The organism is Streptomyces fradiae ATCC 10745 = DSM 40063, from assembly GCF_008704425.1.
In the GTDB taxonomy this organism is placed as follows: domain Bacteria; phylum Actinomycetota; class Actinomycetes; order Streptomycetales; family Streptomycetaceae; genus Streptomyces; species Streptomyces fradiae.
The window spans coordinates 2,956,567-2,983,205 of the sequence record NZ_CP023696.1; the positions used below are offsets into that span (position 1 = coordinate 2,956,567).

Here is a 26,639-nt window from a genome sequence, read left to right on the forward strand (position 1 = left end):
GCCCTTCCACCCCGGCCCGGAGCCCCCCCAACGGGACGGCTCCGGGCCGCGGCCGTTCCACCGCGCCTGCGGCGCCGGCTCACGAGACCGGCACCCATGCGGCCTCAAGCCCCCAGTTCCGGCCCCACCGCGTAGTCGCCGATGTCGGTCGGGGCGTGCTCCCTGCGGGCCAGGGCGCGGCGGACCGGGGCGGCGAGGCGGTCCCGCTTGGCCGCGTCGCGGGCCGGGCGGCGGGCCGCGAACTCGGGCATCACCTCCTGGGCGAAGAGCCGCAGCGACGCGCAGATGTGCTCGTGCCGGTTCCTCCCGAGCTGCGCCGCGAAGATGACCTGGTCGACCCCGGCGGCCTCGTACCGGCGCACCAGGTCGGCCAGTTGCTCCGGGGTGCCGATGCCCTGCCGGAGCGACGCCATCTCCGCCAGCCGCGCCTCGGGGCTGCCCGGGGCGGGCGGTGCGCCCGAGGGGTCGCGGGTCAGGCCGTGCCGGGCGCGTGCCTCCTGGAACGAGCGCCACATGTCGCTGCCGCCGGGGCGGTGCCTGCCGAGGAAGTAGTAGTACATGAGCGCGTACGACCAGAACTGCGCCCCGTCCAGCCCCCGGTCGAGCGCCGTCTCCTCGTCCCGGTGGCACATGAACGGCAGCGCCACCGCGAAGTTCGGGTTCACCGCGAGCCCGGCCGGTACGCACGCGTCCGAGGCGATCACCTCGTAGTACAGGTCGGCCCACTCCTTGGCCTCCTCGGGCGCCGCGAACGACAGCGCCAGCGCGCCGAGCCCCGCCCGCGCGGCGGCCTCGATGGTGGGCCGCGCCGTGCAGCCCACCCACAGCGGCGGGTGCGGGCGCTGCCTCGGCTTGGGTACGACGTTGCGCGGCGGCACGTCGATCCAGCGGCCCTTGTGCCCGGTGAACGGCTCCTCCGCCAGCATCCGCGTCACCACCCCCAGCGCCTCCCGCCACTGGTCCCGCTTGGCGGCCCGGTCCACCCCGAAGCCGTCCAGCTCCATCTGCGAACTGCCCTGCCCCGTACCGAAGTCGACGCGCCCGCCGGAGATCAGGTCCAGTGTCGCGATCCGCTCCGCGACACGCGCCGGGTGGTTCACCGACGGGGAGAGCGTGACGATGCCGTGGGAGAGCCGGATGCGCTTCGTCCGGGCGGCGGCGGCGGCCAGGAACACCTCGGGCGCCGAGGAGTGGGAGTACTCCTCCAGGAAGTGGTGCTCCGTCGCCCACACGTGGTCGTAGCCGAGCCGGTCGGCCAGTTCGATCTGCTCCAGCGCCTCCCGGAGGAGGCGCTCCTCGCTGTCGCGCTCCCACGGCCGGGGCAACTGGAGCTGGTACAGCAGTCCGAAACGCATGGTACGGCTCCTCGAAAGGGTGGGGGGTTGGGGGAACGGATCGCTCAGCCGTCACACGGGCCACCGGGGGCAACACCGGCCCCGGCGACGGTCACGGGCTGCCCGCCCGCCCCCGCGCCCATGCCCGGTCGGCCCCGCTTTGGCCGGGAGCCGACGGAACTTCGGCCTTCAACCACCCTGCGTGGCCGCCGCCTCGGCGTGCTCCGCGCACGCCTCCGTGACGTGCGGGTGCAGCAACCCCGGCTCCACGAACGGCATGGCGCGCGTCGGCCGCGACCGCCAGTCCAGCGGCCACGTCAGCCCCTCGAACGCCGGGACGCCCACGTACGCCGCCCGTCCGCTCCGGCGCGTCAGCGTGCGCGCCTCACCGGGCGGCCAGCGGTACGCCCCGGCCGTACCGGGCGGGAGCAGGAAGTACAGGTACCTACGCCCCGACAGCTCCCGCACGATCGGCCCGGCCTGGAAGTCCGTGTACGTCATCAGCCGGTACGCCACGTCCTCCGCGAGCAGTCCGGCGATCCGCACGGCGTCGAAGTGCACCCCGGCGTGCCGGAGCGCATGGCCGGAGGCGGGTACCCAGGAGGGCGGGCTGTCAAGCGGTTCGGAGAAGTCCATGCGGCCAGCTTGCTGGCTGCGCTACCACTGTGACCAGCGCCACACGAGGTCCGTGCGGGGCTGTGACCAGGGGAGTTCGGAAGGTGGACGTGGTGAACAACGGCAAGAAACCGAGCAGCGGATCGACCGGCGCGGCGAAGGTGTTCGGGCGGCTGCTCAGGTTCCATCGCGAGCGGGCCGGGATCACGATGGAGGTGCTGGGCAAGCACACCTCGTACTCCAAGTCCCAGGTGGCGATGATCGAGAAGGGCGAGCGCAGGCCGAAGGACCACTTCGTGCGGGTCGCGGACGAGGTGCTGGGTGCACAGGGTGCACTCCTGGAGGTCGCGCAGGAGATCACCCCGAGCGGGGTGGCCGCGTGGTTCGAGGACTATCTGGTGGAGGAGGCGCAGGCGGCGGGAATCCACATGTACGCCAATCATGTGATCCCCGGCTTGCTGCAGAGTCCCCATTACGCCGAGGCGGTCTTCAGGTGTGATGTGCCCGCGTTGGACGAGGACGAGATCGAGACAGGAGTCGCCGCCCGTATCGACCGGCAGAAGGTGTACCACCGGGACCCCCGGCCGCACGTCACCTACATCCTGGAGAAGATCACGCTGACCCGGCCCATCGGCGGCCGTGAGGTGCTCAAGGACTGCCTGCTGCACCTGCTCGACATCGCCCGGCTGCCCAACGTCGAGATCCAGGTGATGCCGGAGGATCGGACGACGCACGCGGGACTGAGCGGGCCGTTCATTCTGCTGGAGACGGCCGGGCGCCGACGGCAGCTCGTCTACGTGGAAGGCCAGGGCGGTCGCTACTTTCTCAGCGAACAGCCGCTGCTCGGCGACCTGTTCACACGCCATGGCACTATGCGAGCGCAGTCCATGTCCCCCGAAGACTCCGTACGACTGATCGAACAGGTGGCACGAGAGCTATGACCGATGACCTGAACTGGTTCAAGAGCAGCTACAGCAGCGGCCAGGGCGGCGAGTGCGTCGAGGTCGCCTTCACCAAGTCCTCCTACAGCAGCGATCAGGGCGGCGAGTGCGTGGAGGTCGCCGCCTGTGCGCATGCCGTGCGGGTCCGGGACTCCAAGGACACCGCCCGTCCCGGTCTCGCCGTGGCACCCGAGGCGTGGAGCGCCTTCGTGCGCGCCGTGGGCTGAGCGCGTACCCGAGACGGCGGAAGGGCCTCCGCGATCAGTCCGTCGCAAAGGCCCTTCCGTGCTGTCGTGCCGGGTGTGTCAGAAGATGCCGTTCAGGTGGTGCCAGTCGACCGCGACGACCTCGCCCGGCTGGAGGGAGCCGGTGCCCCTGCCGTGGTAGACGAGGTGGCAGCCGACTCCGCGGCACGTGTCGTTCGCGAAGGCGCTGGTCGTGGAGGTGGCCAGGTCGGCGTTGCCGTCGCCGTTGATGTCGCCCAGGCCGAGGATGTGCTCCATGACGTTCCAGCCGCCGGAGCCGACCAGGACGCGGGCGCCGAGGGCTCCGGTGCCGCCCGGGTACAGCCACAGCTTGCCGGTGGAGGCTTCGCGGGCGATCAGGTCGGGGCGGCCGTCGCCGTTCATGTCGCCCGCGCCGACGAGGGCGTTCATGGCGTTCCAGCCGCCGTTGCCGATCAGCTTGCGCGCGCCCAGGGCGCCCGTGGACGTGCCCGGGTACAGCCACAGCCGGCCGGTGGACTTCTCGACGGCCAGCAGGTCCGTACGGCCGTCGCCGGTCAGGTCGCCGTAGCCGACCAGCCGGCTCATGGCGTTCCAGCCGCTGTTGCCGATCAGCGTGCGGCCGCTCAGGGTGCCGCTGCCCGTGCCGGTGTACAGCCACAGCCTGCCGGTGGACGCCTCGCGGGCGATCACGTCCTCGCGGCCGTCACCGCTGAGGTCGCCGTGGCGGACCAGGCCGTTGAAGACGTTCCAGCCGCTGTTGCCGATCAGCTGCCCGCTGCCGTCGCCGCGCAGGAACCACAGGCGCCCGGCCTTGTCCCGGACGAGGACGTCGGCCTGTGCGTCGCCGTTCATGTCGGCGAAGCCCTGCGCCTCGGGGGCGGGCGACGCGTACCAGGCCGGGTAGGCCGGGGAAACGCACTCGCGTGAGGTGGCGACGAACTTCAGCGAGCTGACGTTGCCCTGGTCGTGGACCCACTCGGTGCCGGCCGGGTCCGGGTCCCACACGCCGACCATGCCGGACGTGCCGTGGTTCGGGTCGTCGTACAGGCAGGCGTACTTGCCGGTGCGGTTCACGACCGAGCGGAACGTGTTGTCCCAGGCGCCCAGCGTCGCCTGGTCCGCGTTGGTCTTGTACATGGTGCCGGTGCCGTTGTCGGTCTTCCAGGCGCAGAAGTAGCCCGACGGGCAGTCGCTGATCGCCGCCTGCGCGGGCGCCGCGGTGGCGCCGAGGAGACCGAGCGAGGTGAGCCCCAGTGCCGTGGCCAGCGTGGCCAGGCGCCGCAGCAGTGGTACGCGCATGTGTTCCCTCCCCTGGGGCGGCGCGGGAAGATCGACGCGCCGAGGGAGGCGACGATATCCCGCCACCCGGATCACGCCACCGCCGGGTCACCCCGGGGTGCGGGGCGACGTCGGCGCCGGGCGGTCGCGCCCCCGTGCGCCGCCTCGCACCATGGAGAGAGCGCCACCGTACCGGCGCGGGATGCGGCGCCCACGCCGCTCGGACGCGGGGCGGGCCCGGCGCGGGGCGGGCCCGGCGCGGGGCGGGCCCGGCGCGGGGCGCGGGAGAAGCCGGGAAGCGGGAGAAACCCGGGGAGCGCCATGGAACGTGCGAGGGGCATACCGCCCGGACCACCTGAACCACCCGAACACAAGGCGCCGTGGTGGCAGAGGCTCGGGGTGTTCGTGATGTCGGCCGTCGCCCCGTTCACGGGGCTCCAGGCGGGCCAGGCGCCTGCGCCCGCGGGGGAGCCGCCGGGCATCTCCGTCGTCCAGCGCCGGGACGACGAGCCCGAGGGTCTCGACCCCGAGCGGTGGGAACCGCGCGAGGACGACGTCGAGCGGCTGTGCGCGGCGCTGGCGCGGCTCGACTACCCGTCCGGGTTCGCCGAGGCCGACATCGCCTACAGGCTCGCCGAGGAGTTCCTGCGCCAGGTGCATCTGACGCGCAGGCGCGGACACGCGTGGGGGGAGTCGGCGGCGCGGTGCCGGGAACTCGCCGGTGCGGCGTTCCACGACGTGGTGGCGGGGCCTCCCGGGCACGCGGGGGCGCCGCGCGACACGGCGCCGGGTGGGCCGGAACCGGGGCTCCAGGTGCTCGGCGCCACGCCCGTGGGGGAGCCGGGTCCGGGCGTGGAGCCCTTCGGCGACGAGGCGGTGATCGCGCTGGTGTCGCAGGGGATGCGCGAGGGCCTCCGGTCGGCGGGTCTGCCGGCCGGGCTGTCGGACCGCTGCGCCGAGACGGCCGCCCACCACGCGCCGCGCACGCCCGGAGCGGACCCGTCCTGACCGGGACGGGCTCCGGCACCGCCGGTCAGCGGGTGCGGAGGGGGGCCGTCTCGGAGCGGAAGCCGTGGCCCAGCTCCGGGCCGAGGCCGTGGTAGTGGCGGAAGTTGTAGACGAGCGGGCTCCACCGGGCCGGGTCGACGTACTGCGTGTCCGGGACGGTGACGGCCGGGTCGGCGTGGACGTGCACGACCTCCGCCTCCACCGTCCAGAACGAGCCGTCCGCGCTGCGGGTGCGCTGCCGTACGCGGGCCTCCAGCTGGAGCGGGCACTGCGCGACGCGCGGCGGCCGGACCCGTACCGACGCCTGCGGGGTCAGTCCGGCGGCGGCGAACTTGTCCGGCTCGTACCGGTAGACGGGCCGCTTCTCCGGCGGTACCGGGTCGGCGCCGGTCAGCGGGGCCAGGCGCTCCACGGCCGGCCACAGGTCCGGCGACGGCAGGTTGACGACGAGGCCGTGGCGGTCGGCCAGGTTGTGCGCGGTGCGGCTGTCCCGGCCCAGGCCGAGCACCACCGTCTGGCCGAGCGCCCACGCGGACGAGAACGCCGCCAGGTTGGGCGTGCCGTCCGGGTTCTCGGTGGTGAGCAGTACGACCGGGGTGCCGAAGTACAGGACGCTGGGCGTGATGGTGCGGTGCGGACGGGCGGGGGCCTCGGTGGTGGTGCCGTTCATGTCCCCGACCCTAGGAGCCGGACACTTCGGCGGCCGTCGAAGCGTCCGGGGGCGGGACCTGTAGGGGGCTGGGGGCCCGTAGGGGGGCCGGGGCCCGTAGGGGGCCGGGGCCCGTAGGGGGCGGGGGCCCGTAGGGGGCGGGGGCCCGTAAGGGCCGTAAGGGGGCAAGGCGCCCGTAAGGGCCCGTAGGGCCTTCAGGGGTGTCTCGTCGCGCGCGCCCCTGGGGGCGGCTCCCCGCCGGGCGGGCTCGCGCGCCCGGCTCACGGGGCGGGTGCCGTCACGCCCCGCAGGCCGAAGAAGTACGTCGTCACGAAGCCCGCCGCGTACCCGGCCAGCAGCCCCGCCGCGTAGGCCCCGACCGTGGCCAGGGCGCCGCCCGGACCGGACAGCAGCGGGAACAGCGCCCAGCCCGAGGGGCCGATCGCCGTCGACCCGACCGTGTCGCCCCACATCCCGAACAGGCCGATCACTCCCCCGCCGACCGCCCCGCCCACGCACGCCGTCGCGAACGGGCGGCCCAGCGGCAGCGTCACGCCGTAGATGAGCGGTTCGCCGACGCCCAGCAGGCCCGCCGGGAGCGCCGAGCGGATCGTGCGGCGCAGGCCCTCGGCGCGCCGCAGCCGCACGTACACGGCGAGCGCCGCGCCCACCTGGCCGGCGCCCGCCATCGCGAGGACCGGCAGCAGGGCCGTGTACCCCTGCTGCTCGATCAGCGTGGCGTGCAGCGGGATCAGCGCCTGGTGCAGGCCCAGCATGACGAGCGGCAGGAACAGCCCGCCCAGCACGAAACCGGCCGCCGCCCCACCCTGCGCGAGGAGCCCGTCGGTGGCCGTGCCGATGGCCGCCGCGACCTTCCCGGCCGCGTACATCAGCCCGTACACGGTCACCAGCCCCGCGACGAGGACCGTCAGGGTGGGGGTGACCAGCACGTCCAGCGCCTCGGGCACCCGGTGGCGGCACCACTTCTCGACGCGCGTCGCCAGGAACGCCGCCGCCAGCGCGCCCAGCACCCCGCCCTGGCCGGGCGCCAGGGGCTGCCCGAACACCTCGACCTCGGCCACCCCCGCGTACACCACGATCGCCGCGACCGCCCCGCCCAGGACGGGCGTCCCGCCGAACTCCTGCGCCGTGTTGTAGCCGACGAACACCGCGATGAGCGCCATGAACCCGGACGCGATGACGGTCAGGGCGGGCGTGAGGGAGGGCAGCGCGCCGAGGTTGACGAGCAGGCCGTTCAGACCGGCGATGACGCCGCAGCCGATGAGCGCGGGGATGAGCGGCACGAAGACGTTCGCGACGCGGCGCAGGGCGCGGCGCACCGGGCGGGCCTCGTGGGGCGGGTCGGTGGCGGGGGCCGCCTGTGTGCCGGGCGGGGTCTGCGGGGGCGCCGCCGCCGACCGTGCGAGCAGCGCCTGGAACTCCGGGGTGACCCGGGCGACCGTGCCGGGGCCCAGCACGATCTGGTACGCCGCCCCCTCCTCCACCACGCCCAGCACCGCCGGGTGCGCGCGCACCTCGGCGTCCCGCACGAGGGCCCGGTCGTGGAGGGTGAGGCGCAGGCGGGTCATGCAGTGCGCGACCGCCCCGACGTTCGCCGCGCCGCCCACGAGCGGGAGGAGGGCGGCGGCCGTCGCCTGGTGGGGGGTGGTGGCCGTCGCCTGGTGGGGGGTGGCGGGGGTGGCGGCTTCGGTGGGTGGGGCGGGGGCGGCCGGCGGAGGGAGGCCGTCCGGCGGGGTGGGGCCGCCGGGTGGGGTGGGGCCGCCGGGTGGGGCGGAGCCGCCGGGTGGGGCGGAGCCGCCGGGTGGGGCGGAGCCGGCCGGCGGGGCGGGGCGTTGTGGGCCGGACGGGTCGTCCGGGGTGGGGTCCGACGAGTGGGGGTCTTCGGTCGTCGTCATGGGGGCCTCGCGTGCGGGGGTGCGTCAGGGGGCCGCCGCCAGTGCGGCGCGGAGATGACCGTGGTGCTCCGCGAGGAGGCGCGCGGCGGTCGGTGCGTCGACCCCGCCCAGCAGGACGAGCACGGCGTGCTTCACCTCGCCGCCCGTCGCCTCCAGGGCGCGCGCTATCTCCTCGTCGGAGGCGCCCGTGGCCTGCGCGACGATCCGGTGCGAGCGGGCCCGCAGCTTGGCGTTGGTGGCGCGGACGTCCACCATCAGGTTCCCGTACGTCTTGCCGAGGCGGATCATGGTGATCGTCGAGATCATGTTGAGGACGAGCTTCTGCGCCGTACCGGACTTCAGGCGCGTCGAGCCGCTGATGAACTCCGGCCCGACGACCACCTCGACCGCCAGGTCGGCCGCCGCCGCGAGGGCGCTGCCCGTGTTGCAGGCGAGGCCCACCGTCAGGGCGCCCGCGTCCCGCCCGTACTCGACGGCCCCCAGCGCGTACGGGGTGCGGCCCGACGCGGACACGCCGACCACCGTGTCCCGCTCGGAGAGGCCCAGCGCCTTCAGGTCCTCGTGGGCGAGGGCGGCGGAGTCCTCGGCGCCCTCCACCGACCGTACGAGCGCGTCGGGGCCGCCCGCGATGAGGCCGACGACCTGCGACGGGTCGGCGTTGAAGGTGGGCGGGCACTCGCTGGCGTCCAGCACCCCGAGCCGCCCGGCCGTGCCCGCGCCCGCGTAGACGAGGCGCCCGCCGCGCGCCATGCGGGCCGCGATGGCGTCGACGGCCGCCGCGATCCGCGGGAGCTGCGCGGCCACCGCCTCGGGCACGGCGCGGTCGCCGGCGTTCATGGCGCGGGCGATGTCGAGGGTGGGCCACGTGTCGACGTCCGCCAGGTCGGGGCGGAACTCCTCGGTGGCGAGGGTGCCCAACTGGGCTCGGAGGGTTGCGGGTTCCCGGACGGGGTCGTTCATGCGCGGCTCTCTCGGTGCTCGGCGGGATCGGCGTCGTCGGGGTGCGCGGATGGGCGGGACCGGGTCGGACGGTGGGTGGTGGACGGTGGTGCGGGCGGGCGGGTGGTGCCGGCGGTGCGGGTGGTGTGGGCCGGTTCAGCGCGGGTGGGTGCGCTGGCGCGGGGTGCGGCGGTGGGCCAGCGCCTCGTACGACGCGGAGAGCGCGGGCGCGGCCGTCGCGTACGTCCGCTGCGTGACACACGTGAAGAGGCAGTCCACCACCAGCAGTTGGCTCGTGCGGGACGACATGGCCGCCGGTCTCAGCTCCGTCTCGCGCGCCGTGGACGTGGTCAGCAGGTGGTCCGCGTACTGCGCGACCGGGCCGTCCGGGCGGCCGGTGACGGCGACGGTGGTGGCGCCGCGCTCGAAGGCGACGCGCAGCGGTTCGATGACGTCGGCGGTGGCGCCCGAGTGGGTGATGGCGACGGCCACGTCCCCCGTGCGGAGCTGCACCGCGCCGGTCACGGCGACGTGCGGGTCGCTGTGGGCGTGCGCGACCAGCCCTATGCGCAGCAGCTTCTGCGCCAGGTCCTGGGCGACCAGGCCGGAGGCACCGATCCCGTACACGTCGATCCGGCGGGCGTCCGCGAGGGCGGTGACGGCGGCGGCGAGCTGCGCCGTGTCGAGCGCGGCGGCCGTGTCGGCGAGGGTCTGCTGCTCGTCGCGGGCGAGCTTGGCGACGACGGCCTCGACCGGGTCGTCCACGGTGATGTCGGACGTGACGGCCGGCGGCCGGCCCGAGGTGCGCTGCGCGGCCAGCCCGGCGAGGGCGAGGCGCAGGTCCCGGTAGCCGGGGTAGCCGAGGGCGCGGGCGGTGCGGACGACGGTCGCCTCGCTGGTGCCCGTGCGTTCGGCGAGACCGGTGACGGTGAGCGCGGCGCAGCCCGCCGGGTCGGCCGCGACGGCCTCGGCGACGCGCTGCATGGACCGCGTCATGGACGGGGCGAGGGCGCGGACCTTCGCGGCGAGCGGATCGGGCGCCGCGCCGACGGGGGCGGGGGCGGGGCCGGGGGCGGTGGGGCCGACGTGCGTACCGGGGCGGGCGGGCGTGCCGGGGGCGACGTGGGCGGAGGGGTCGGCGGGCGTGCCGGGGGCGGAGGGGGCGCCGGGCGTGCCGCCGGCCGGTGCGGGCGGCCCGGGCGGCAGGGCCCCGGTGAAAGTTTCCTTCAGCTCCTCGGTCACCCTTGAAACGTATTTTCAGCGATGGTGGCCGTCAACCCCGCGCGTCAGAATGGCCGTATGACCGAGCCCGGCCCCCTGGAGCAGGCGCTGCACGCCGCACGCGCGCTGGTCCTCGCCGACCTGACCGCCCGCGATGTCGCCGAGGCGGAGATCGTCTCGCTCGTCGAGGACGCGGTGGCAGGCCGCCGCTGGTGGGTCGAGCAGTGGCCCGAGGGCGCCGGGTACGTCGCCGGGCTGGTCGCGCAGGACGTGCAGGACGCACTGCTGGAGCGGTACGGGCGCTGGCCGCTGTGCCCGGTGTGCGACGCGGGCGACCCGCACGCGCTGGACGTGGAGCCCGAGCTGGGCCCGGACCCGCACTGGGTGTGCGGGCGGGCCGGTGTGGTGGTCGCCCCGGTGGGCGGCCTCGCGTGACCCTGTACATCGACCCGCCGAACTGGCCGGGGCGCGGCCGCATGTGGTCGCACCTGGTCAGCGACGTGTCGTTCGAGGAACTGCACGCGGGGGCCGCCGCGATCGGCTGCCCCCCGCGCGCCTTCGACGGCGACCACTACGACATCCCGGCCGAGCGGTACGCCGACGCGGTGGCGGCGGGCGCCGTCGAGGTGGGGTCGAAGGAACTGGTACGGCGCCTCACGGCGGCGGGGCTGCGCCGCCCGAAGGGGCGCCCCCGCGCGTGAGGCGAGCCCGCGCGTGAGGCGAGCCCTCGCGTGAGGCGAGCCCTCGCGTGAGGCGGCGCGGCACCGTCCTGGCGGCGGCCCCGCACGGAAGCGGCACCACCCGCGCGGCGGCCCATGCGGGCAGGGGCCCCGTGCACGGGCGGGCGGCCGGGCTCAGCCCTGGACGGCGTCCGGGCCCTTGCCGGTGGCGGCGCACACCTGCACGCCGGCCGCCCCGCCACGGGCGTCCCCGCCACGACCGTCCCCGACGATCCCGCCGGGAGCGGCCATCCCGCCGGGAACCTCCCCGGCCACCCCGCCACGGGCGCTCCCGCCCGCCGCGCCGCCCGTCACGATCCGGCTCGGCGTACGGCGGTCCTCCCGGCGGTGCAGCCGCAGCGCCACGGCCACCGTCCCCAGCGCGACGAGCGTCATGGCCCCGCCCGCCCACGCGGTCGCCGGGTACCCGAGGCCCGCGTCGATGACGGTCCCGCCGAGCCACGGCCCGCCGGTGTTGCCCAGGTTGAAGGCGGCGGTCGTGGTGGCGCCCGCCAGGGTCGGGGCGGCACCGGCCACGTTGAACATGCGGGCGTTCAGCGCGGGCGCCGTGTAGAACGCGGACACGCCCAGCAGGAAGGCCAGCGCCACGGCGGCGACCGGGTTCCCGGCGAACAGCGCCAGCGCGGCGAGCAGCACCGTGGACGCCGCGATGCCGCTCAGCAGCACGCCGAACAGGTGCGCGTCCGCGACCCGCCCGCCGATCGCCGTCCCGACGAGCGCGCCGGCCCCGAACAGCCCGAGCACGGTCGGCACCCACCCGGAGGCGAGCCCGGCCACGTCGGTGAGGAGCGGCGCCAGGTAGGAGAACGCGCAGAAGACCCCGCCCGCCGCCAGGGCGGTGACGACCACGGCGAGCCACACCTGCCGGTCGCGGTAGATGGTCAGCTCACGCCGCAGCTCCGGCTTCCGCTCCGGCAGCGGGATGTGCGGGATGCGGGTGACCACGCCGACCAGGGCGACGGCGGACGCGGCGCCGACCGCCCAGAACGCCGACCGCCACCCCAGGTGCTCACCGAGGAACGCGCCCGCCGGGACGCCCAGCACGTTGGCGATGGACAGGCCGCCGATCATGACGGCCATGGCGCGGGCCCGCGCCCCCGGCCGGACCATCGCGATGGCGACGGCCGCGCCGACGGCCCAGAAGCCGGCGCACGCCAGCGCGCTCACCACGCGGGAGGCGAACAGCACCTCGTACGAGGGGGCCAGCGCGCCCGCGACCTGGCCGACGCCGAAGGTGGCGATCAGGGCGACGAGCGTGGTCTTGCGGGGCAGCCTCAGCGTCGCGACGGCGAGCAGCGGGGCGCCGACGACCATGCCGATGGCGAAGGCGGATATCAGCAGCCCGGCCTGCGGAATGGACACGTCCATGTCGTCCGCGATGGGCGGGAGCAGCCCGGACAGCATGAACTCGCTGGTGCCGAGCGCGAAGACGGACAGGCCGAGGATGTACACGGCCGCCGGCATCCGCCCGGACGCGGCGGCATCCGGTGAGGCGGGGGAGTCCGGTGAGGCTGCGGCATCCGATGAGGCGGCGGAGTCCGGTGTGGCTGCGGAGTCCGGTGAGGCGGGGGCGGCGGCGGGCGGGTGATCGTCGTCGGTGGGCATGTTGGATGGCAACACCACCGAAACGATCAGGATTCCCGCCCGCACGCCGGGCCGCCCGCCCGTCCACCGGCCGGGTGCCGGCCCTCCGGCCGTGCGGACGGTGCGGGGCGGGCCGGTACGGCTACCCGCCCAGCAGCCCCAGTTCCGTCGCGAGGTTGCGGCGGGCGGTCGGCTCCCAGTGCTCGGCGCCGTACGGGGTGCGGAACAGCCTCGGCAGGGTGAGGAGTCGGCGGAGCACCGCCGCGCGGCCCTGGCGGAACGCGTCGTCCGGCACGAAGCCGTACTCCTCCCGTACGGCCGCCGCGTACGCCGCGTACGCCTCCGGGTCTCCGGCCAGCACGGCGAGGTCGGCGTCGCACAGGACCTCGCCGTCGCGGTCGCCGGGCGCCGGGTCGTGGGTGACGGTGAGCCGGACGAGCCGGGCGGCCTCGGCCGTACGGGACGGTCCGACGCCCAGCTCGGGCAGGGCGCGCTCGGCGAGGCGGGCGCTGCGCTCCTCGTTGGTGTCCCGCTCGGGCAGGTACACCGCGTCGTGGAACCAGGCGGCGAGCTGGACGGCGGGGAGGTCGTCGGCGTAACCGGCCAGGTCGTCGACGCGGCGCAGGACGGCGAGGAGGTGGTCGGTGGTGTGGTAGCGGCGCTGGGGCTCCGCCCACCGGCGCAGCAGCTCGTCGGCGTACCGGGCGGGGGGCGGGGCGGCGGCGCTTCCGGAACCGGCTACGGCGCCGTCACCGGCTCCACTCCCGGCCCCGGGACCCGCCTCGGCACCGGCTTCGGCACCGGCTTCTGCGGGGTGCCCGGCCCGCGCCCGGCGGACGGTCTCCTCCCAGCGCAGGCGCAGTTCCTCGTGGGCGGGGTGCGGGGACAGCGGGGCGGCCATGGGCCCATTGTGCCGGTGGACCGGTGGACCGGGGGCGGTACGGCCTTCCCGTACCGCCCCCGCGTACCGCTCCGGCCCTTCGCCGCCCCGCCCCGCCCCGCCTCACGCGCCCTTGAAGCGCCGCAGCCGCAGGCTGTTGCCGACGACGAACACCGAGGAGAAGGCCATCGCCGCGCCCGCGATCATCGGGTTGAGGAAGCCCAGCGCGGCCAGCGGCAGCGCGGCGACGTTGTAGGCGAACGCCCAGAACAGGTTGCCCTTGATGGTGGCGAGGGTGCGGCGGGACAGCCGGATCGCGTCGGCGGCGGCGCGCAGGTCGCCCCGGACGAGCGTCAGGTCGCCGGCCTCGATGGCCGCGTCGGTGCCGGTGCCCATCGCGAGGCCCAGGTCGGCCTGGGCGAGGGCGGCGGCGTCGTTGACCCCGTCGCCGACCATGGCGACGCTGCGGCCCTCGGCCTGGAGGCGCTTGACGACGTCGACCTTGTCCTCGGGCATGACCTCGGCGATGACGTGCTCCGGCTCGATGCCGACCTCGGCGGCGACCGCGCGGGCGACGGCCTCGTTGTCGCCGGTGAGCAGCACGGGCGTGAGGCCCAGGGCGCGCAGCCGGCGGATCGCCTCCGCGCTGGTGTCCTTGACCGCGTCGGCGACCTCCAGGACCGCGCGGGCCTCGCCGTCCCAGGCGACCGCGATGGCGGTGCGCCCGGCGGCCTCGGCGGCGTCCTTCGCGGCGGCGAGCGGCGCGGGCAGGGCGATGGACCACTCGGCGAGCAGCTTCTCGCGCCCGACGAGGACGGCGTGCCCGTCGACGACGCCCTGGACGCCGAGGCCGGGGACGTTCGCGAAGTCCTCGGGTACGGCCAGATCGCCCACCGCGTCGGCGGCGCCCGCGGCGACGGCGCGGGCGATGGGGTGCTCGGAGGCGTTCTCCAGGGCGCCGGCGAGGCGCAGCACCTCCGCCTCGTCCGCGTCCGGGGCGGTGTGGACGGCCAGGAGGGTCATGCGGCCGGTGGTGACGGTGCCGGTCTTGTCGAGGACGACCGTGTCGGCCTTGCGGGTGTTCTCCAGGACCTCGGGGCCCTTGATGAGGATGCCGAGCTGGGCGCCGCGGCCGGTGCCGACCATGAGCGCGGTGGGCGTGGCGAGGCCGAGGGCGCACGGGCAGGCGATGATCAGCACGGCGACGGCCGCGGTGAACGCGGCGGTGATCCCGGCGCCCGAGAGCAGCCAGACGAGGAGGGTGCCGAGGGCGAGGAGGATGACGACGGGGACGAAGACGGCGGAGATGCGGTCGGCGAGGCGCTGCGCGGCGGCCTTGCCGTTCTGGGCGTCCTCGACGAGCTTGGCCATGCGGGCGAGCTGGGTGTCGGCGCCGACGCGGGTGGCCTCGACGACGAGCCGGCCGCCGGCGTTGAGGGTGGCGCCGGTGACGGTGTCGCCGGGGGCGACCTCGACGGGGACGGACTCGCCGGTCAGCATGGAGGCGTCGACGGCGCTGGTGCCCTCGACGACGGTGCCGTCGGTGGCGATCTTCTCGCCGGGGCGGACGGTGAACCGGTCGCCGACCTGGAGTTCCGCGGTGGGTACGCGCACCTCGCGGCCGTCGCGCAGGACGGTGACCTCCTTGGCGCCCAGCTCCATCAGGGCGCGCAGGGCGGCGCCGGCGCGGCGCTTGGAGCGGGCCTCGAAGTACCGCCCGGCGAGGATGAAGGTGGTGACGCCGGCGGCGGCCTCCAGGTAGATGTTGCCGCTGCCGTCGCCTCGGGAGATCGTCAGCTCGAAGGGGTGGCGCATGCCGTGCATGCCGGCGGTGCCGAAGAACAGCGCCCACACCGACCACAGGAACGCGGCGGCCGTGCCGACCGAGATCAGCGTGTCCATGGTGGCGGCGCCGTGCCGGAGGTTGGTCCAGGCGGCGCGGTGGAAGGGCCATCCGGCGTAGAGGACGACGGGCGCGGCGAGGGTGAGGGAGAGCCACTGCCAGTTGTCGAACTGGAGGGGCGGGACCATCGCCATGGCGACGACCGGGACGGAGAGGAAGAGGGCGATCAGCAGGCGCTGGCGCAGCTCGGCCAGCTCGTGGTCGCCGGTCTCCTCCGCGCCCCCGCCGGTCGCGGCGGACGCGCCGGTCGCGGCGGACGCGCCGGGCGCTCCGGCCGGGGCGGGCGGGGCGGGCGGCCGGGCGGTGTAGCCGGTGGCCTCGACGGTGGCGACGAGGTCGTCCACCGAGACGGCGGCGTCCCGGTAGGTGACCTTGGCCTTCTCGGTGGCGTAGTTGACGGTGGCCTCGACGCCGTCCATGCGGTTGAGCTTCTTCTCGATGCGCGCGGCGCAGGAGGCGCAGGTCATGCCGCCGATGGCCAGCTCCACCTCGGCGGTGCCGGGTGCGGTCACGGGACCACTCATCTCACTCTCCAATACCCAGGGGGGGTATACCAACGTGGCCAGTGTATACCCCCTCCGGGTAAACAGGACACCCCTGCGCCCGGCGGCCCGCCACGCATTAGCATTGGACTAGACCTGTAGACGTGTAAACAGCCGTGCGCCGAGATTGGGGTCCGATGAGCAACCGTGCACTCCTGGAGGTGATCGCCCTCGACGCGGAGGACGCGATCGCCGCCCAGGCCGGAGGGGCGGACCGGCTGGAGCTGGTCACCGACATGGCCGCCGACGGGCTGACCCCGTCCCGCGAGACGTACGCCCGCGTCCGGGCCGCCGTGGACGTGCCGCTGCGCGTGATGCTGCGCCTCGCGGACGGCTTCGCCGCCGGGGACGTGGACGCGCTGGCGAGGGTGGCCGGGGACCTGCGCTCCGAGGGCGCCGACGAGTTCGTGCTGGGCTTCCTCGACGGGGACGGCCACGCCGACCTGGCCGCGCTGGAACGGCTCGCCGCGGAGCTGGACGGCTGCCGGTGGACCTTCCACCGGGCCATCGACCACTGCGCCGACCGGGACGCCCTGCGCCGCCTGCTCGCCGACCTGCCGGGCCTCGACACCTACCTGACGGCCGGCTCCCCGGCGGGCGTCGACACCGGGCTGCCCGTCCTGGCGGCCGAGGCCGAGGCGTCCCGCCGGGGCGGGACGGGGTACGAACCCCGGCTGCTGGTCGGCGGCGGACTGCGCCTCGACCACGTGCCGGAGCTGCTGGCCGCGGGCGTGGACGCCTTCCACATCGGCGGCGCGGCCCGCGCGGCCGGCTGGACGTCCCCGGTGGCGCAGGGTGCGGTGGCCGCCTGGCGCCGGGCCCTGGACGCGGAGGTCCCGGTCGGGACGGTGGCGTAACGGCACGGCGCCCTCGGGGCGGCGCCGGGCACCCGCCCGGACCCCGCCCCGGGGGCACGCGGCGCCCGTATCCTGACCACGTACCGCCGGTCGCCGCGCCCACCGCGAGCGCCGGACGGATCGAGGCGGGAGGACATGGGCATGCTCCGCGGCCACACCGGCCCCTGGACCGTCGCCGACCTCCTGGCCCTGCCCGAAGACCGCACCACCCGCTACGAGTTGCTGGGGGATTCCCTCGTCCGGTCCCCCGCACCCGGCATCCGCCGTCAGCGGGCCTCGCTCAGGCTGGCGATGCTCCTGCACACGGCGGCCGAGGCCGCCGACGCGCCGGTCGAGGTACTGGAGGCGATCAACGTCATCCTGCCGTCCGGCCTGGTGGTGCCGGACCTGGTGGTGGCGGACGACGGCGCGACCGCCGAGGACGGGGTCAGCGTCGACGCCGAGGGCGTGCAGCTCGTGGTCGAGCTGGTCTCCCCCGGCAACAGAACCGTGGACCGCGAGTTCAAGCCGATGCTCTACGCCGAGGCGGCCATCCCGCACTTCTGGCGGCTCGAGTTCGACCCGGCGCCGATGCTCGTGGTGTACGAGCTGGAGGGCGGCAGGTACGTCGAGCGGACGACGGCGCTCGCGGGCGCGGCGACCCGGCTGGACGCGCCGTTCCCGGTGGAGATCGACCCGGCCGCCCTCTCCCGCCGGTAGGCACCGGCAGGTTCCGCGCGGGCCCCGGCCGAGAGCGGAAGCGACGTTCCCACCGTCCCGGTCATGACCTGGCCGCCCACCGCGCGGCCTGCCCCGTTCAAGCGACCGAAGACCTCGTTCCCGCCCGGCAGCCGCCACCGCACGGTAGCGTCGGGCCCACCACCCACCGTTCGGACGGGACGCAGGACGGACGATGAGCACAGCCCCCGACTACCACGGCATCGACGACCCCGAACGCGCGCTGAAGTACGCCGTCCAGCACATCCGGGGCGGTCGAGCCCAGATCATCGAGGGAATCATCGAGCCCGTGTCGCCGACCTGGGACCACGAAGCCGCAGCCGAGACCATCCGCGACCAGATCCGGCCCCGCGCCCGCGAACTCGGCTGCGTCACCGGATCCGGCAACCTCGACCTCCCCGGCTCCTCGAACTGGTACGTGCCGGACATCGCCGTCGTCCCCGCCGCCCAGGCCAAGGGCGCCACCGCGCTCCTCCCCGAGGACACCCTTCTCATCGTGGAGGTCACCTCCGAGTCCGACCGGGACACCGACCGGGTCGTGAAGCGCAAGCGCTACGCCGAGTACCACGCCCCGCTGTACCTGGTCGTCGACCGGCAGGAGAAGAGCGTCACGCTGTACTCGGAGCCCGGCCGCCTCGGCTACACCCGCGTCGACGGTCCCCACCCCTTCGGCGCCCGAATCCCGCTTCCCGACCCCTTCGGCATCGACCTCGACACCACCGACCTGACCTGACGCCCCGGCCCCTGCCCCCCGCTTGGGACCCGGCGCCTCCACCGGCCACGCCCCGCCCGGGTCCTCAGCGGCGCCGGGCCCGCCAGAGGAGGTACGCCGCCGTGGCCAGGGCCGCCGCGCGGAGGGTCCACGGCCAGGTCTCCGACACCGCGCGGGTGAAGGCGTCGCCACCCGCCGCGACGGGGTCGCCCCAGCGGCCGTCCATGCGGCCCCACAGCCAGACCGCCGCGCCCGCCGCGACCGCGCCCGGCAGCACCAGCACGCCCCACTTCGCCTGCGGCCTGGTCAGGCGCCGCGTCGCGTACGCCAGCAGCCACCCCGCCGCGAGCGCGAACCAGGAGCCGGTGACCGTGCCCACCACCAGGCAGCCCGCCGCCAGCAGCAGCACCGGGTCGCCGAGCCGCCGGGCGGCGGCGGGCGCGTCGGCCGCCGCCCCCTTGCGGCGGAGCGGCAGCAGCCGCAGGACCCGCGCCGCGCCGCCCGCGACGGCGGCCTCCTTCACCACGGCGGCCGGCGTACCGGCCGCACCCTTCCCGCCGGCCCCGTCCGCACCACCCGCCCCGCCCGACGCGCCCGACGCGCCCGGCTTCCTCGCGGGCAGCAGGGCGCGCAGGCCGTGCCGCTTCGGGGGGTCCGGGGGCGCGGGTGCGGGAGGGTCCTTCGGCCTCGGCGGGGCCAGCAGCTCCGGCACCTCCACCCCGCCCGTGAAGCCCGGCACCACGCTCCACCAGTCCGGTTCCGGCCCCGCGTCCGGGTCGCGCGGCTCCGGGGCGTCCGTGCCGCGCTGCCCCGGCACCGCCAGGCCGCCGTCCCGCACCGCCGACACCACCGCGTCGGGCGTGCCCAGCCGGGCCAGGATGCGGCGCACCTCGGCCGGGCTGTCCGTACCGCCCCCGCCGTCGCCCCGCTGCCGGGCGATCTCGTCCCGCAGCGACGCCACCAGGCTCATCCGCGCCTTGGCCGGGACCTGCCGCTGCTGGGCCAGGTCCCCGACCCTGCTCAGGTAGTCGAAGACCAGCTGGTCGCTCTCGATGCCCACCGCGCCCCTCGCCCCTCCATGCGGCCCGCCGGCCTGATTCCTCATGTCCCGCCGTCCCGCTGTCCCGGGCCCCGGGCCGCCTCGGGCCCCGGGCCGTCTCGGGCCCCGGGCCTCGGGCCGCGGCGTCCCACTGCCCCGGTGTCCGCGTTCCGCACGCTCCGACGGCCCGGAGGACCGATGGCCCCCGCGGCCCGCCGGCCCGGCGGCCCTGTGGCCCCGTATCCACGTCCCGACGTCCCGACGTCCCGACGTTAGCGCCTGAGGCGGGCGCCATGGGGCTAACGTGGTGCGGATGGCGACCGGCGACACCGAGCGGGAGGCGCACGTGTCCGAGGACCACGGCGGTACGGCGGCGCCCCGCACCCTGGCGGAGGCGCTGCGGGCGCGGGGCGACGAGGGGCTGGCCGCGCTGCTGCGGGCCCGTCCCGACCTGCTCACGCCCGTACCGGGCGACCTGACCCAGCTCGCCACGCGGGCCGGCACGCGGGCGTCCGTCGTCCGGGCCCTGGAGCGGCTGGACCGGTTCACCCTCCAGACCGCGGAGGCCCTGGCCGTCGCACCGGACCCCGTTCCGTACCCGGTGCTGCGCGCCCTGATGGCCGGGGAGGGCGGCGACCCGCCCGTCGAGGCGGCGCTGCCGGGCGCCGTCGCGGTCCTGCGCGAGCAGGCCCTGGTGTGGGGCGGCGACGACCGGCTCCGCCTCGTGCGCACCGCCCGCGAACTGCTCGCCCCGTCCCCGCAGCACCCCTCCCCCACCGGGCTCGGCCCGACCGTCGCGGAGGCCACCGCCGGGATGTCGCCGGGCCGGCTCCAGGAGATCCTGCGGGCCGTCGACCTGCCCTCCACCCACGACCCGGTCTCGGCGGTCGCCGCGCTGACCGCGCTCTTCACCGACCGCGCCCGCATGGACGCCCTCCTCGACCAGGCCCCGGCCGACGCGCTCGGCGTGCTGGACCGCCTCGTGTGGGGCCCTCCGTACGGCGAGGTCACCGCCAACCCGACACCGCCCGTGCGCTGGCTGCGCGACCGGGGCCTGCTGCTGCCCGCCACCGCCCGGACGGTCGCGCTCCCCCGCGAGGTGGCGCTGCACCTGCGGGGCGGCCGGGCGCACCGCACGCCCGAGCCGGTGCCGCCGCCGGTCGCCCCGGCCCGCGAGTACCGTCCACAGGTGGTGGACAGCACGGCGGCGGGCCAGGCGTACACGGCGCTCGCCACCGCCGAGGAGCTGCTGAAGAAGTGGGGCGAGGGCGGCCCGTCCGTGCTGCGCGCCGGCGGCCTGTCGGTGCGCGACCTGAAGCGCGCCGCCGTCCTGCTGGACGTGGCGGAGCCGGTCGCGGCGTTCTGGCTGGAGCTGCTGTACGCGGCGGGGCTGCTCGCCTCGGACGGCCAGGCCGACGAGCGGTACGCGCCGACGCCCGCGTACGACGAGTGGCTTGAGCTGCCGGCCGCGCGCCGCTGGGCCCGGCTGGCCGCCACCTGGCTCACCGCGACCCGCACCCCCGGCCTGGTCGGCGGCCAGGACGCGAAGGGCCGCACCCTGTCCGCGCTCGGGCCCGACCTGGACCGGGGCGCCGCGCCCGAGGTGCGCCGCCGGGTCCTGGAACTGCTCGCCGCGCTGCCACCGGGCGCGGCGCCCGAACCCGAGGCGGTCCTGGCCCGGCTGCGCTGGGAGCGCCCCCTGCGCGGGGCCGGCGAGGCCGGTGCGGAACTGCGCGCCCGCCTCGCCACCTGGGCCCTCGACGAGGCGGAGCGGCTCGGCGTCACGGGCCGGGGCGCCCTCTCGGCCCACGGCCGCGCCCTGCTCGGGGCCGCGCCGGGGCACGGGGGCGCCGGCGTGGGGGCCGGCACCGCGGAGGCCCCGGATGCGCCCGCACCGGCCGCCGCCGGTATCCCCGGCGCCCCGCCCGCACCGTCCGGCCCGCCCGCGCCGTCCGCCCCGCCCGCACCGTCCGGCCCGCCCGCGCCGGGCATCCCGTCCACGGGCGTCCCCAGCACCGTCACCACCCCCACCACCCCCACCACCCCCGAGGCACCCGCCCCCACCGCCCCCGAGGCGCCCCCCGCCGGCGCACCCGAACCACCCCACGCCCCCAACGCACACCCGCACACCCCGCAAGCCCCACACACCCCGCAAGCCCCGCAGGCCCAGCCGCCCGCCCCGGCCACCGGCCCCCGCCCGGACCCCGAGGAGGCCGCGGTCGCGCTCCTCGCCCCGCTCCTGCCCGAGCCGGTCGACCACGTCCTCCTCCAGGCCGACCTGACCGCCGTCGCGCCCGGCCCGCTGCGCCGCCCGCTCGCCGACGCCCTCGCGGTCCTCGCGGACGTCGAGTCCAAGGGCGGCGCGACCGTGTACCGCTTCACGCCCGGCTCCGTGCGCCGCGCGCTCGACGCCGGGCAGTCCGCCGCCGACCTGCACGCCTTCCTGGCCGCGCACTCCCGCACACCCGTGCCGCAGCCCCTCTCCTACCTGGTCGACGACGTGGCCCGCCGCCACGGCCACCTCCGCGTGGGCGCCGCCTCGTCGTACGTGCGCTGCGACGACGACACGGTCCTCGGGGAGATCCTGGCCGACAAGCGTTCCGCGTCGCTGCGCCTGCGCCGCCTCGCGCCGACCGTCCTCGCCGCGCAGGCCGACCCGGCGGCCCTGCTGGCCGGGCTGCGGTCCATGGGGTTCGCCCCGGCGGCCGAGGGCGACGAGGGGGACGTGCTGATCACCCGCGCCCCCGCCCGCCGCACCCCGCCCCGGACGCCGCCCGCCCCCGTCCCGGAGGGCCCGCCGCTGCCCGACGCCACCCTCCTCGGGGCCGCCGTCCGCGCGATCCGCGCCGGAGACCTGGCCGCCACCGTCCCCCGCAGGGAACCGGCCGAGCCGGCGGAGCCGGCCGCCGCCCGCCAGGGCCCCGGCAGGGCCGGACTGCCCCGCACCTCGGCGGCGGAGACCCTGGCGACCGTCCAGGCGGCGGCGCTGACCAACTCGGCGGTGTGGATCGGGTACGTCAACGCCGACGGCGCCGCCAGCCAGCGCGTGATCGCCCCGGTACGGGTGGAGGGCGGCTTCGTCACGGCGTACGACCACACCGCGGACGAGGTCCGCACGTACGCCCTGCACCGGATCACGGGCGTGGCGGAGCTGGCCGACGAGTAACCGGCCCGAAGGCGGGAGGGCGGCGCGTCAGCCCACCTCCCGCCCGCGCGAAGGCACCGCGCCGCCCCCGACGCACACCCGACGGCCGCCTCCCGGCAGGCGCCCCCGGGCCCATCCCCGCCCCACGCCCGATACGGCACACTGGAGAGCTGGCCGCGTCCCCGAGGCCGAGGCCGTACGGAAAGGGTGAGGCGTGAACGGACCGCTGATCGTCCATGCGATCAAGCTGGATGCACATACCTAGCACGTTGGGGCAGGTAGCGGATAGGCCCACCTGGAAAAGAGCGCGCTAAGCGCGCTTCACGCTCTCGGGCGGGACCAGCCACTCACGGCCCCCGCCCTCTGGCCACAGGAACGCTGTAGGGCGCTTCCGGCGCTCGCCCGGCAGGCCGGCGGGGTCCTCGTAGTCCGGAATCACGTCGCGCAGGATGCCGACCCGTCCCGCGCCATCTTCCACGCGTCGCCCGATGTCCTCTGCGGTGACCATCAGTGCCCCTCGGGGTGCCGCCGCATGAAGACGTTGCAGTCGGACACCGTGGCCATGTCGCCCCCGGCACGGGCGCGGGAGCGCACGTTGGCCAGCTCGATGCATCCCGCGCACCCGTCGACAGGGTCCGGTTCCCGATCCAGGTTCAGCGGCAGTTCGACAGGCGTAGCGCTGTATCGCGTGGGCTCACTCATGGCGCGATGGTCGCGCCGGTCGTCAGGACGAAGGAACCTCGTACGTTTCCCACTTTGGGACGTCCTACCACGTGTAAAACGTCCCTGGGAACGTCCGAAATCCGAGGGGGCGCAGCATGTCCAACGAGCGACTTCGAACCGTCATGGAGGCAGGTGGCTGGACACATGCGGCCTTGGCTGGCGTCACAGGTGTCGACCCCAAGTCCGTGGAACGGTGGGTCAATCTCGGGCGTACTCCGCGCCGGGCAACGGCGCTGGCGGCAGCGGAAGCGCTCGGGGAAGACGTGCATGCCCTGTGGCCGGCACTCCGGCAGGCGCGTGCCGCACGTGCTGTCAGCCCCGAACTCGTCGCTCTGTACGGACAGCGGGCGGATCTCCCCGTGTCGGTCTTCGTCGATCTCCTCTCCCAGGCGCGGCAGCGGATCGACGTGCTGGTGTACGCGGCCGTCTTCCTGCACGAGGCGTACCCCCGCCTCAACGACCTCCTGCGCGAACGGGCCGGCGAAGGCTGCGCGATCCGCATCGCGGTGGGTGACGCCGACGACCCCAACGTCCAGCAACGCGGACGGGAAGAGAAGTTCGGCCACGGCATCGAGTCCCGCTGCCGACTCGCGCTCCTGCATTACCGGCCTCTCGCGGACGTACCGGGAATCGAGCTGCGCACCCATGGAACGACCCTCTACAACAGCCTGTACCGCGCCGACGATCAGATGCTGGTCAACGCGCACGTGTGGGGCGTCAACGCCTACGGTGCGCCGGTGTGGCACCTCCGGCGCCACGGCGACGGGTGCATGTTCGACACCTACGCGGGGAGCTTCGACGCCGTATGGGAAACGGCCCGCCCCGTGGAAGGCTGAGCGCCGTGGCCCGAACCGAGTACTACGACGATCCCAACGCCCCCCGGCCGAACAGCCTGGTCGTGGCAGCCTCTGCCGTCGTCACCGATGAGGACGGCCGCGTACTTCTCCAGCGGCGCCGGGACAACGACTTGTGGGCGCTGCCGGGCGGAGCCATGGACATGGACGATTCCCTCCCCGGCACGGCCGTGCGAGAGGTCCAGGAGGAGACCGGTCTGGATGTCGAGATCACGGGACTCGTCGGCACGTACACCGACCCCCGCCATGTCATCGCGTACAGCGACGGAGAGGTACGCCGGCAGTTCAACGTCTGCTTCACCGCCCGGGTCGTCGGCGGCACCCTGGCCATCTCCGACGAGAGCACGGAACTCCGCTTCGTGGCGCCAGAAGAACTCGATTCGCTTCCGATGCATCACACGCAACGGCTGCGTATCCGGCACTTCCTGGAGCACCGCGCCGCCCCGTACCTGGGATAGGGCTACCGGTCGCGGTGGCGTCACTCCCCCAGCCGACTACGTGCACCGGCCAGCAGTTCATCAGGAGTAGAAGCCCTGGCCATAGTCCTCCCGCCTCAGAGTGAAGTCGTCCGGACGATCACGACGAAGCTCCTCGTATCGCTGCGCGAAGATGTCGATCGCTTCATGAAGCGTGCAGTCCAATGCTTCGCGGATCGTCATGAGCGCAGAGATGATCCTTTGCTCCAGGATGTCGCGGTCCAGACTCTCGGGCAGATGCTCCATGGCGCCGTGACCCTACCCGGCACGGATGGCCAACCCCCAGGGCAGGGTATAACTGCCCACGGAAACCCCCTGATCAGCCACGCGAGAGTTTCCGCTCCCACACGCGCTGGTCAAGGGTTGAAGGGGGCCACCGCCCACCCCCTCGCACGCAAACGGATGCGGCTCTGGCTTCCGACCGCCCACTCCCACACGCGCAGCGTGCGTGGCTCACCCTCAGTGGCGCAGGGCTGCGATGGCGCAATGACGGATCGAGCCCTTGGTCTGTTTTTCTCTTATTTTTCTATGTGCAATCAAAAAAGTAGGGAAAACCGTCATTCCGTCATCACCCTGCCGCTGAGAGAGCAGCAAACCGGCGGCACCCCCTGGGAGCGCGGACGGCCCGCCGCCAGGGCTTCCCCAGCAACGGGCCGCGAACAGTCGCCAGGAGAGCTCAGAACAGCTCAAGCGTCTGAGCCGCTGCGCGCTGTACGACCGCTTCGACGTCCTTGCCGTCGGCGTCCGCCCGGCGGATCTCGCCGTCCTCGCCGAAGTAGACCGCGAGGCGGGAAGTGTCCAATCTCGGGCCGCCCTTGCGGGACATGCCGACCTCGACGTACGCCCCCGCGTTCAGCAGCAGATCGCGCTTGCCCGCCGTGTCCGCGTCCTTCCAGAGCTGTGCGTGAGTCCGGCCGGTCGGAACCGTCTCCACGCCCGCAGGCTTCGCGGTGCGCTGCTTCTCGTTCAGCGAAGCCAAGCGTTCCTCCAGCTTGGCGTACTGAGCCGCGTACCTCGTGGCACCCTCCTCACCCTTGAACAGGCCACGGTCGTACCGGTCCTTCTCCAGGTCCTCCAGCGCTTCCCTGGCCTGCCGGATCTGCGGGCGGAAGTCCTCGCCCACGTGCTCCACCATGCGCACCACGGGGAAGGCGCCGAACTTCTCCAGGAACAGCGCCGTGACGTGCTGTTCCATGCCCTCACCGGCGATGCTCACGCCGTAGCAAGTCAGCTCCGCGCCTGCCTGCCGGGCCTTCAGCCGGCCGATGCACCGATAGCGGATGCGCCCCTTGGCGACGTACGTGTACATGCGGTTGTGGCACACCGCGCAGTAGACGATCCCCCGCAGCAGCGCCGTTCCCTCGCGTCGCCGGTCGCCCGGATTGGCTCGCCGGCTCAGCTCGTCCTGCAACGCCTGCCAGGTGTCCATGTCCAGGATCGGCGTGCGGTTGACCAGCGGCAGCCCGTCCGTCATCAGGATCGGCTTGCCGTCCTCGATCACCTGCCCCAGCAACTGAGGGTTGCCGAGAAGGCTGCGCAAGGTGGAGGGGTACCACCGCTTGGAGTCGCTGCGCTTGCCCGTGGTCTGCCGCGACGAGTGGCCGGGCGAGGGCTTGTCGGACTCCGTGAGGTCCACTGCGATCTTGAGCAGCGAGTCCTTGTTGAGGACCCGTTCCACGATCTCGTGAATCGTCTTCGCTTCCTCGGGGTTGACCTCCAGGATCTTCCCCGCACCTTCAGGGTTGGGGGCCGCCCGGTACCCGTACGGCACCCTGCCGCCCGTATAGCGGCCCTCCCGCCGCAGGTGTTCATGGGCGCTGGAGACGCGCATCCCGATGGTGTCGGACTCCAGCTCTGCGAAGACCGCGATCACCTTCGCCATGGCGCGCCCCATGGAAGAGGTGAGGTCCAGCGGCTCACTGGCGGACGCGAGAGCCACGCTCTCCGCCTGGGTGACCTTCATGATCTCCGCGAAGTCCACCGTGGAGCGCGCCAGGCGGTCGATCTTGAAAAACACGATCACGTCGAACTCGGCGAGGCGGGCCAGTATCCGCTGAAGCCCGGGACGGTCCAGGCCGCGCGAGTAGCCCGAGACGTCGATGTCCTCCTCGACGGCTATGACCTGCCAGCCACGGGCCGCGCACAGTGCCTCACAGGCCGCACGCTGCCGCTCGGGCGAGGTAGAGTTTTCTGTTTCCCGCGAAAGGCGGACATAGATGGCCGCGCGCATTCCTGGCGCATTGGCTGAGACGCCCTTCGGGCGACGGGCACGGGGCAAGGCCCGGGCCGTAGCGGTGGCAGGTGTGGTGTCTGTCACGCGACGATCCTATCTGCGGAGG

General features: G+C 74.9%; 25 protein-coding genes. 11 read left to right on the forward strand and 14 right to left on the reverse strand.

The features are described from left to right. Window positions 1–104: 104 nt before the first annotated feature. Together CP974_RS12990 and CP974_RS12995 are read right to left on the reverse strand one after the other, a co-directional pair. Window positions 105–1,355, reverse strand: a complete 1,251-nt coding sequence (locus CP974_RS12990; protein ID WP_031131686.1) for an LLM class flavin-dependent oxidoreductase — start codon at window positions 1,353–1,355, stop codon at window positions 105–107. A 168-nt stretch (window positions 1,356–1,523) separates the two neighbouring features. After that, window positions 1,524–1,970, reverse strand: coding sequence for a hypothetical protein (locus CP974_RS12995; protein ID WP_051839413.1), 447 nt, complete (start codon window positions 1,968–1,970; stop codon window positions 1,524–1,526). Window positions 1,971–2,062: 92 nt separating this feature from the next. Here CP974_RS12995 and CP974_RS13000 point away from each other — a divergent pair, with 92 nt between their 5' ends. Then, on the forward strand, window positions 2,063–2,890 hold the full coding sequence (locus tag CP974_RS13000; protein WP_224354479.1) for a helix-turn-helix domain-containing protein: 828 nt from the start codon (window positions 2,063–2,065) through the stop codon (window positions 2,888–2,890). Next, window positions 2,887–3,117, forward strand: coding sequence for a DUF397 domain-containing protein (locus CP974_RS13005; RefSeq protein WP_031131681.1), 231 nt, complete (start codon window positions 2,887–2,889; stop codon window positions 3,115–3,117). Before CP974_RS13000 ends, CP974_RS13005 begins: the two co-directional genes overlap by 4 nt. Before the next feature lie 78 nt (window positions 3,118–3,195). Here CP974_RS13005 and CP974_RS13010 read toward each other — a convergent pair whose 3' ends face one another. Further along, on the reverse strand, window positions 3,196–4,416 hold the full coding sequence (locus CP974_RS13010; protein WP_031131680.1) for an FG-GAP-like repeat-containing protein: 1,221 nt from the start codon (window positions 4,414–4,416) through the stop codon (window positions 3,196–3,198). A gap of 387 nt (window positions 4,417–4,803) precedes the next feature. Here CP974_RS13010 and CP974_RS13015 point away from each other — a divergent pair, with 387 nt between their 5' ends. Then, window positions 4,804–5,403 (forward strand): hypothetical protein, encoded by a 600-nt coding sequence (locus CP974_RS13015; protein WP_140160812.1) that lies wholly within the window; start codon window positions 4,804–4,806, stop codon window positions 5,401–5,403. Between the two features lie 25 nt (window positions 5,404–5,428). Here CP974_RS13015 and CP974_RS13020 read toward each other — a convergent pair whose 3' ends face one another. From CP974_RS13020 to CP974_RS13040, 4 genes are all read right to left on the reverse strand, one after another. After that, window positions 5,429–6,073: a flavin reductase family protein gene (locus CP974_RS13020; RefSeq protein ID WP_031131677.1), complete on the reverse strand. Its 645-nt coding sequence runs from the start codon at window positions 6,071–6,073 to the stop codon at window positions 5,429–5,431. Between the two features lie 260 nt (window positions 6,074–6,333). Then, on the reverse strand, window positions 6,334–7,968 hold the full coding sequence (locus CP974_RS13025) for a PTS transporter subunit EIIC (RefSeq protein WP_223844366.1): 1,635 nt from the start codon (window positions 7,966–7,968) through the stop codon (window positions 6,334–6,336). Window positions 7,969–7,992: 24 nt separating this feature from the next. Then, window positions 7,993–8,928 (reverse strand): N-acetylmuramic acid 6-phosphate etherase, encoded by a 936-nt coding sequence (murQ, locus tag CP974_RS13035; protein ID WP_037940130.1) that lies wholly within the window; start codon window positions 8,926–8,928, stop codon window positions 7,993–7,995. 135 nt (window positions 8,929–9,063) lie between these two features. Beyond that, window positions 9,064–10,149 (reverse strand): MurR/RpiR family transcriptional regulator, encoded by a 1,086-nt coding sequence (locus CP974_RS13040; protein WP_223844367.1) that lies wholly within the window; start codon window positions 10,147–10,149, stop codon window positions 9,064–9,066. 57 nt (window positions 10,150–10,206) lie between these two features. Between CP974_RS13040 and CP974_RS13045 the strand changes: the two genes are divergently transcribed. Together CP974_RS13045 and CP974_RS13050 are read left to right on the forward strand one after the other, a co-directional pair. Beyond that, window positions 10,207–10,563, forward strand: a complete 357-nt coding sequence (locus CP974_RS13045; protein ID WP_031133982.1) for a DUF8819 family protein — start codon at window positions 10,207–10,209, stop codon at window positions 10,561–10,563. Continuing rightward, window positions 10,560–10,829 (forward strand): DUF4031 domain-containing protein, encoded by a 270-nt coding sequence (locus tag CP974_RS13050; protein WP_031133984.1) that lies wholly within the window; start codon window positions 10,560–10,562, stop codon window positions 10,827–10,829. The genes CP974_RS13045 and CP974_RS13050 overlap by 4 nt, the downstream gene beginning before the upstream one ends. A 153-nt stretch (window positions 10,830–10,982) precedes the next feature. Here the strand turns inward: CP974_RS13050 and CP974_RS13055 are convergent, their stop codons facing one another. From CP974_RS13055 to CP974_RS13065, 3 genes are all read right to left on the reverse strand, one after another. Then, the gene (locus CP974_RS13055; protein WP_031133986.1) at window positions 10,983–12,332 is read right to left on the reverse strand and encodes a Cmx/CmrA family chloramphenicol efflux MFS transporter; all 1,350 of its coding nucleotides are present in this window, start codon (window positions 12,330–12,332) and stop codon (window positions 10,983–10,985) included. A 262-nt stretch (window positions 12,333–12,594) separates the two neighbouring features. Continuing rightward, window positions 12,595–13,353, reverse strand: coding sequence for an HD domain-containing protein (locus CP974_RS13060; RefSeq protein WP_031133988.1), 759 nt, complete (start codon window positions 13,351–13,353; stop codon window positions 12,595–12,597). A gap of 102 nt (window positions 13,354–13,455) precedes the next feature. Further along, window positions 13,456–15,759 (reverse strand): heavy metal translocating P-type ATPase, encoded by a 2,304-nt coding sequence (locus CP974_RS13065; RefSeq protein WP_031133990.1) that lies wholly within the window; start codon window positions 15,757–15,759, stop codon window positions 13,456–13,458. Between the two features lie 155 nt (window positions 15,760–15,914). Here CP974_RS13065 and CP974_RS13070 point away from each other — a divergent pair, with 155 nt between their 5' ends. The 3 genes from CP974_RS13070 (at window position 15,915) to CP974_RS13080 (ending at window position 18,084) form a co-directional block, all read left to right on the forward strand. Next, window positions 15,915–16,634, forward strand: coding sequence for a copper homeostasis protein CutC (locus tag CP974_RS13070; RefSeq protein ID WP_031133992.1), 720 nt, complete (start codon window positions 15,915–15,917; stop codon window positions 16,632–16,634). A 135-nt stretch (window positions 16,635–16,769) separates the two neighbouring features. After that, window positions 16,770–17,333 (forward strand): Uma2 family endonuclease, encoded by a 564-nt coding sequence (locus CP974_RS13075; RefSeq protein WP_031133994.1) that lies wholly within the window; start codon window positions 16,770–16,772, stop codon window positions 17,331–17,333. A gap of 193 nt (window positions 17,334–17,526) precedes the next feature. Beyond that, complete coding sequence (locus tag CP974_RS13080) at window positions 17,527–18,084, forward strand: Uma2 family endonuclease (RefSeq protein ID WP_031133996.1); 558 nt, start codon at window positions 17,527–17,529, stop codon at window positions 18,082–18,084. A 64-nt stretch (window positions 18,085–18,148) separates the two neighbouring features. Here CP974_RS13080 and CP974_RS13085 read toward each other — a convergent pair whose 3' ends face one another. Beyond that, a complete protein-coding gene (locus CP974_RS13085; RefSeq protein ID WP_031133998.1) occupies window positions 18,149–19,123 on the reverse strand; it encodes a hypothetical protein in 975 nt (324 codons plus the stop codon). A gap of 292 nt (window positions 19,124–19,415) precedes the next feature. Here CP974_RS13085 and CP974_RS13090 point away from each other — a divergent pair, with 292 nt between their 5' ends. Next, the gene (locus tag CP974_RS13090) at window positions 19,416–22,268 is read left to right on the forward strand and encodes a helicase C-terminal domain-containing protein (protein ID WP_150485805.1); all 2,853 of its coding nucleotides are present in this window, start codon (window positions 19,416–19,418) and stop codon (window positions 22,266–22,268) included. Window positions 22,269–22,754: 486 nt separating this feature from the next. Here CP974_RS13090 and CP974_RS13100 read toward each other — a convergent pair whose 3' ends face one another. Then, window positions 22,755–22,949, reverse strand: coding sequence for a hypothetical protein (locus CP974_RS13100; protein WP_031132883.1), 195 nt, complete (start codon window positions 22,947–22,949; stop codon window positions 22,755–22,757). Between the two features lie 116 nt (window positions 22,950–23,065). Here CP974_RS13100 and CP974_RS13105 point away from each other — a divergent pair, with 116 nt between their 5' ends. After that, window positions 23,066–23,806 (forward strand): helix-turn-helix domain-containing protein, encoded by a 741-nt coding sequence (locus tag CP974_RS13105; protein WP_031132885.1) that lies wholly within the window; start codon window positions 23,066–23,068, stop codon window positions 23,804–23,806. Window positions 23,807–23,811: 5 nt separating this feature from the next. After that, window positions 23,812–24,282: an NUDIX domain-containing protein gene (locus CP974_RS13110; protein WP_031132887.1), complete on the forward strand. Its 471-nt coding sequence runs from the start codon at window positions 23,812–23,814 to the stop codon at window positions 24,280–24,282. 60 nt (window positions 24,283–24,342) lie between these two features. On the opposite strand, the gene CP974_RS13115 is transcribed toward CP974_RS13110, so the two are convergent. Further along, window positions 24,343–24,546 carry a hypothetical protein gene (locus CP974_RS13115; protein ID WP_031132889.1) on the reverse strand — a complete coding sequence of 68 codons (204 nt, stop codon included), beginning with the start codon at window positions 24,544–24,546 and terminating at the stop codon, window positions 24,343–24,345. Window positions 24,547–24,976: 430 nt separating this feature from the next. Beyond that, window positions 24,977–26,617, reverse strand: a complete 1,641-nt coding sequence (locus tag CP974_RS13120) for a recombinase family protein (RefSeq protein ID WP_140160766.1) — start codon at window positions 26,615–26,617, stop codon at window positions 24,977–24,979. Window positions 26,618–26,639: the final 22 nt, after the last annotated feature.

Coding starts and splice junctions, on each gene's coding strand:
- CP974_RS13065 (WP_031133990.1), bottom strand. CDS start 15,759: ATGAGTGGTCCCGTGACCGCACCCGGCACCGCCGAGGTGGAGCTGGCC.
- CP974_RS13005 (WP_031131681.1), top strand. CDS start 2,887: ATGACCGATGACCTGAACTGGTTCAAGAGCAGCTACAGCAGCGGCCAG.
- CP974_RS13060 (WP_031133988.1), bottom strand. CDS start 13,353: ATGGCCGCCCCGCTGTCCCCGCACCCCGCCCACGAGGAACTGCGCCTG.
- CP974_RS13025 (WP_223844366.1), bottom strand. CDS start 7,968: ATGACGACGACCGAAGACCCCCACTCGTCGGACCCCACCCCGGACGAC.
- CP974_RS13015 (WP_140160812.1), top strand. CDS start 4,804: ATGTCGGCCGTCGCCCCGTTCACGGGGCTCCAGGCGGGCCAGGCGCCT.
- CP974_RS13020 (WP_031131677.1), bottom strand. CDS start 6,073: ATGAACGGCACCACCACCGAGGCCCCCGCCCGTCCGCACCGCACCATC.
- CP974_RS13080 (WP_031133996.1), top strand. CDS start 17,527: ATGAGCACAGCCCCCGACTACCACGGCATCGACGACCCCGAACGCGCG.
- CP974_RS13105 (WP_031132885.1), top strand. CDS start 23,066: ATGTCCAACGAGCGACTTCGAACCGTCATGGAGGCAGGTGGCTGGACA.
- CP974_RS13115 (WP_031132889.1), bottom strand. CDS start 24,546: ATGGAGCATCTGCCCGAGAGTCTGGACCGCGACATCCTGGAGCAAAGG.
- CP974_RS13055 (WP_031133986.1), bottom strand. CDS start 12,332: ATGCCGGCGGCCGTGTACATCCTCGGCCTGTCCGTCTTCGCGCTCGGC.
- CP974_RS13070 (WP_031133992.1), top strand. CDS start 15,915: ATGAGCAACCGTGCACTCCTGGAGGTGATCGCCCTCGACGCGGAGGAC.
- CP974_RS12990 (WP_031131686.1), bottom strand. CDS start 1,355: ATGCGTTTCGGACTGCTGTACCAGCTCCAGTTGCCCCGGCCGTGGGAG.
- CP974_RS13010 (WP_031131680.1), bottom strand. CDS start 4,416: ATGCGCGTACCACTGCTGCGGCGCCTGGCCACGCTGGCCACGGCACTG.
- CP974_RS13090 (WP_150485805.1), top strand. CDS start 19,416: ATGGCGACCGGCGACACCGAGCGGGAGGCGCACGTGTCCGAGGACCAC.
- CP974_RS13100 (WP_031132883.1), bottom strand. CDS start 22,949: ATGAGTGAGCCCACGCGATACAGCGCTACGCCTGTCGAACTGCCGCTG.
- murQ (WP_037940130.1), bottom strand. CDS start 8,928: ATGAACGACCCCGTCCGGGAACCCGCAACCCTCCGAGCCCAGTTGGGC.
- CP974_RS13075 (WP_031133994.1), top strand. CDS start 16,770: ATGGGCATGCTCCGCGGCCACACCGGCCCCTGGACCGTCGCCGACCTC.
- CP974_RS13045 (WP_031133982.1), top strand. CDS start 10,207: ATGACCGAGCCCGGCCCCCTGGAGCAGGCGCTGCACGCCGCACGCGCG.
- CP974_RS12995 (WP_051839413.1), bottom strand. CDS start 1,970: ATGGACTTCTCCGAACCGCTTGACAGCCCGCCCTCCTGGGTACCCGCC.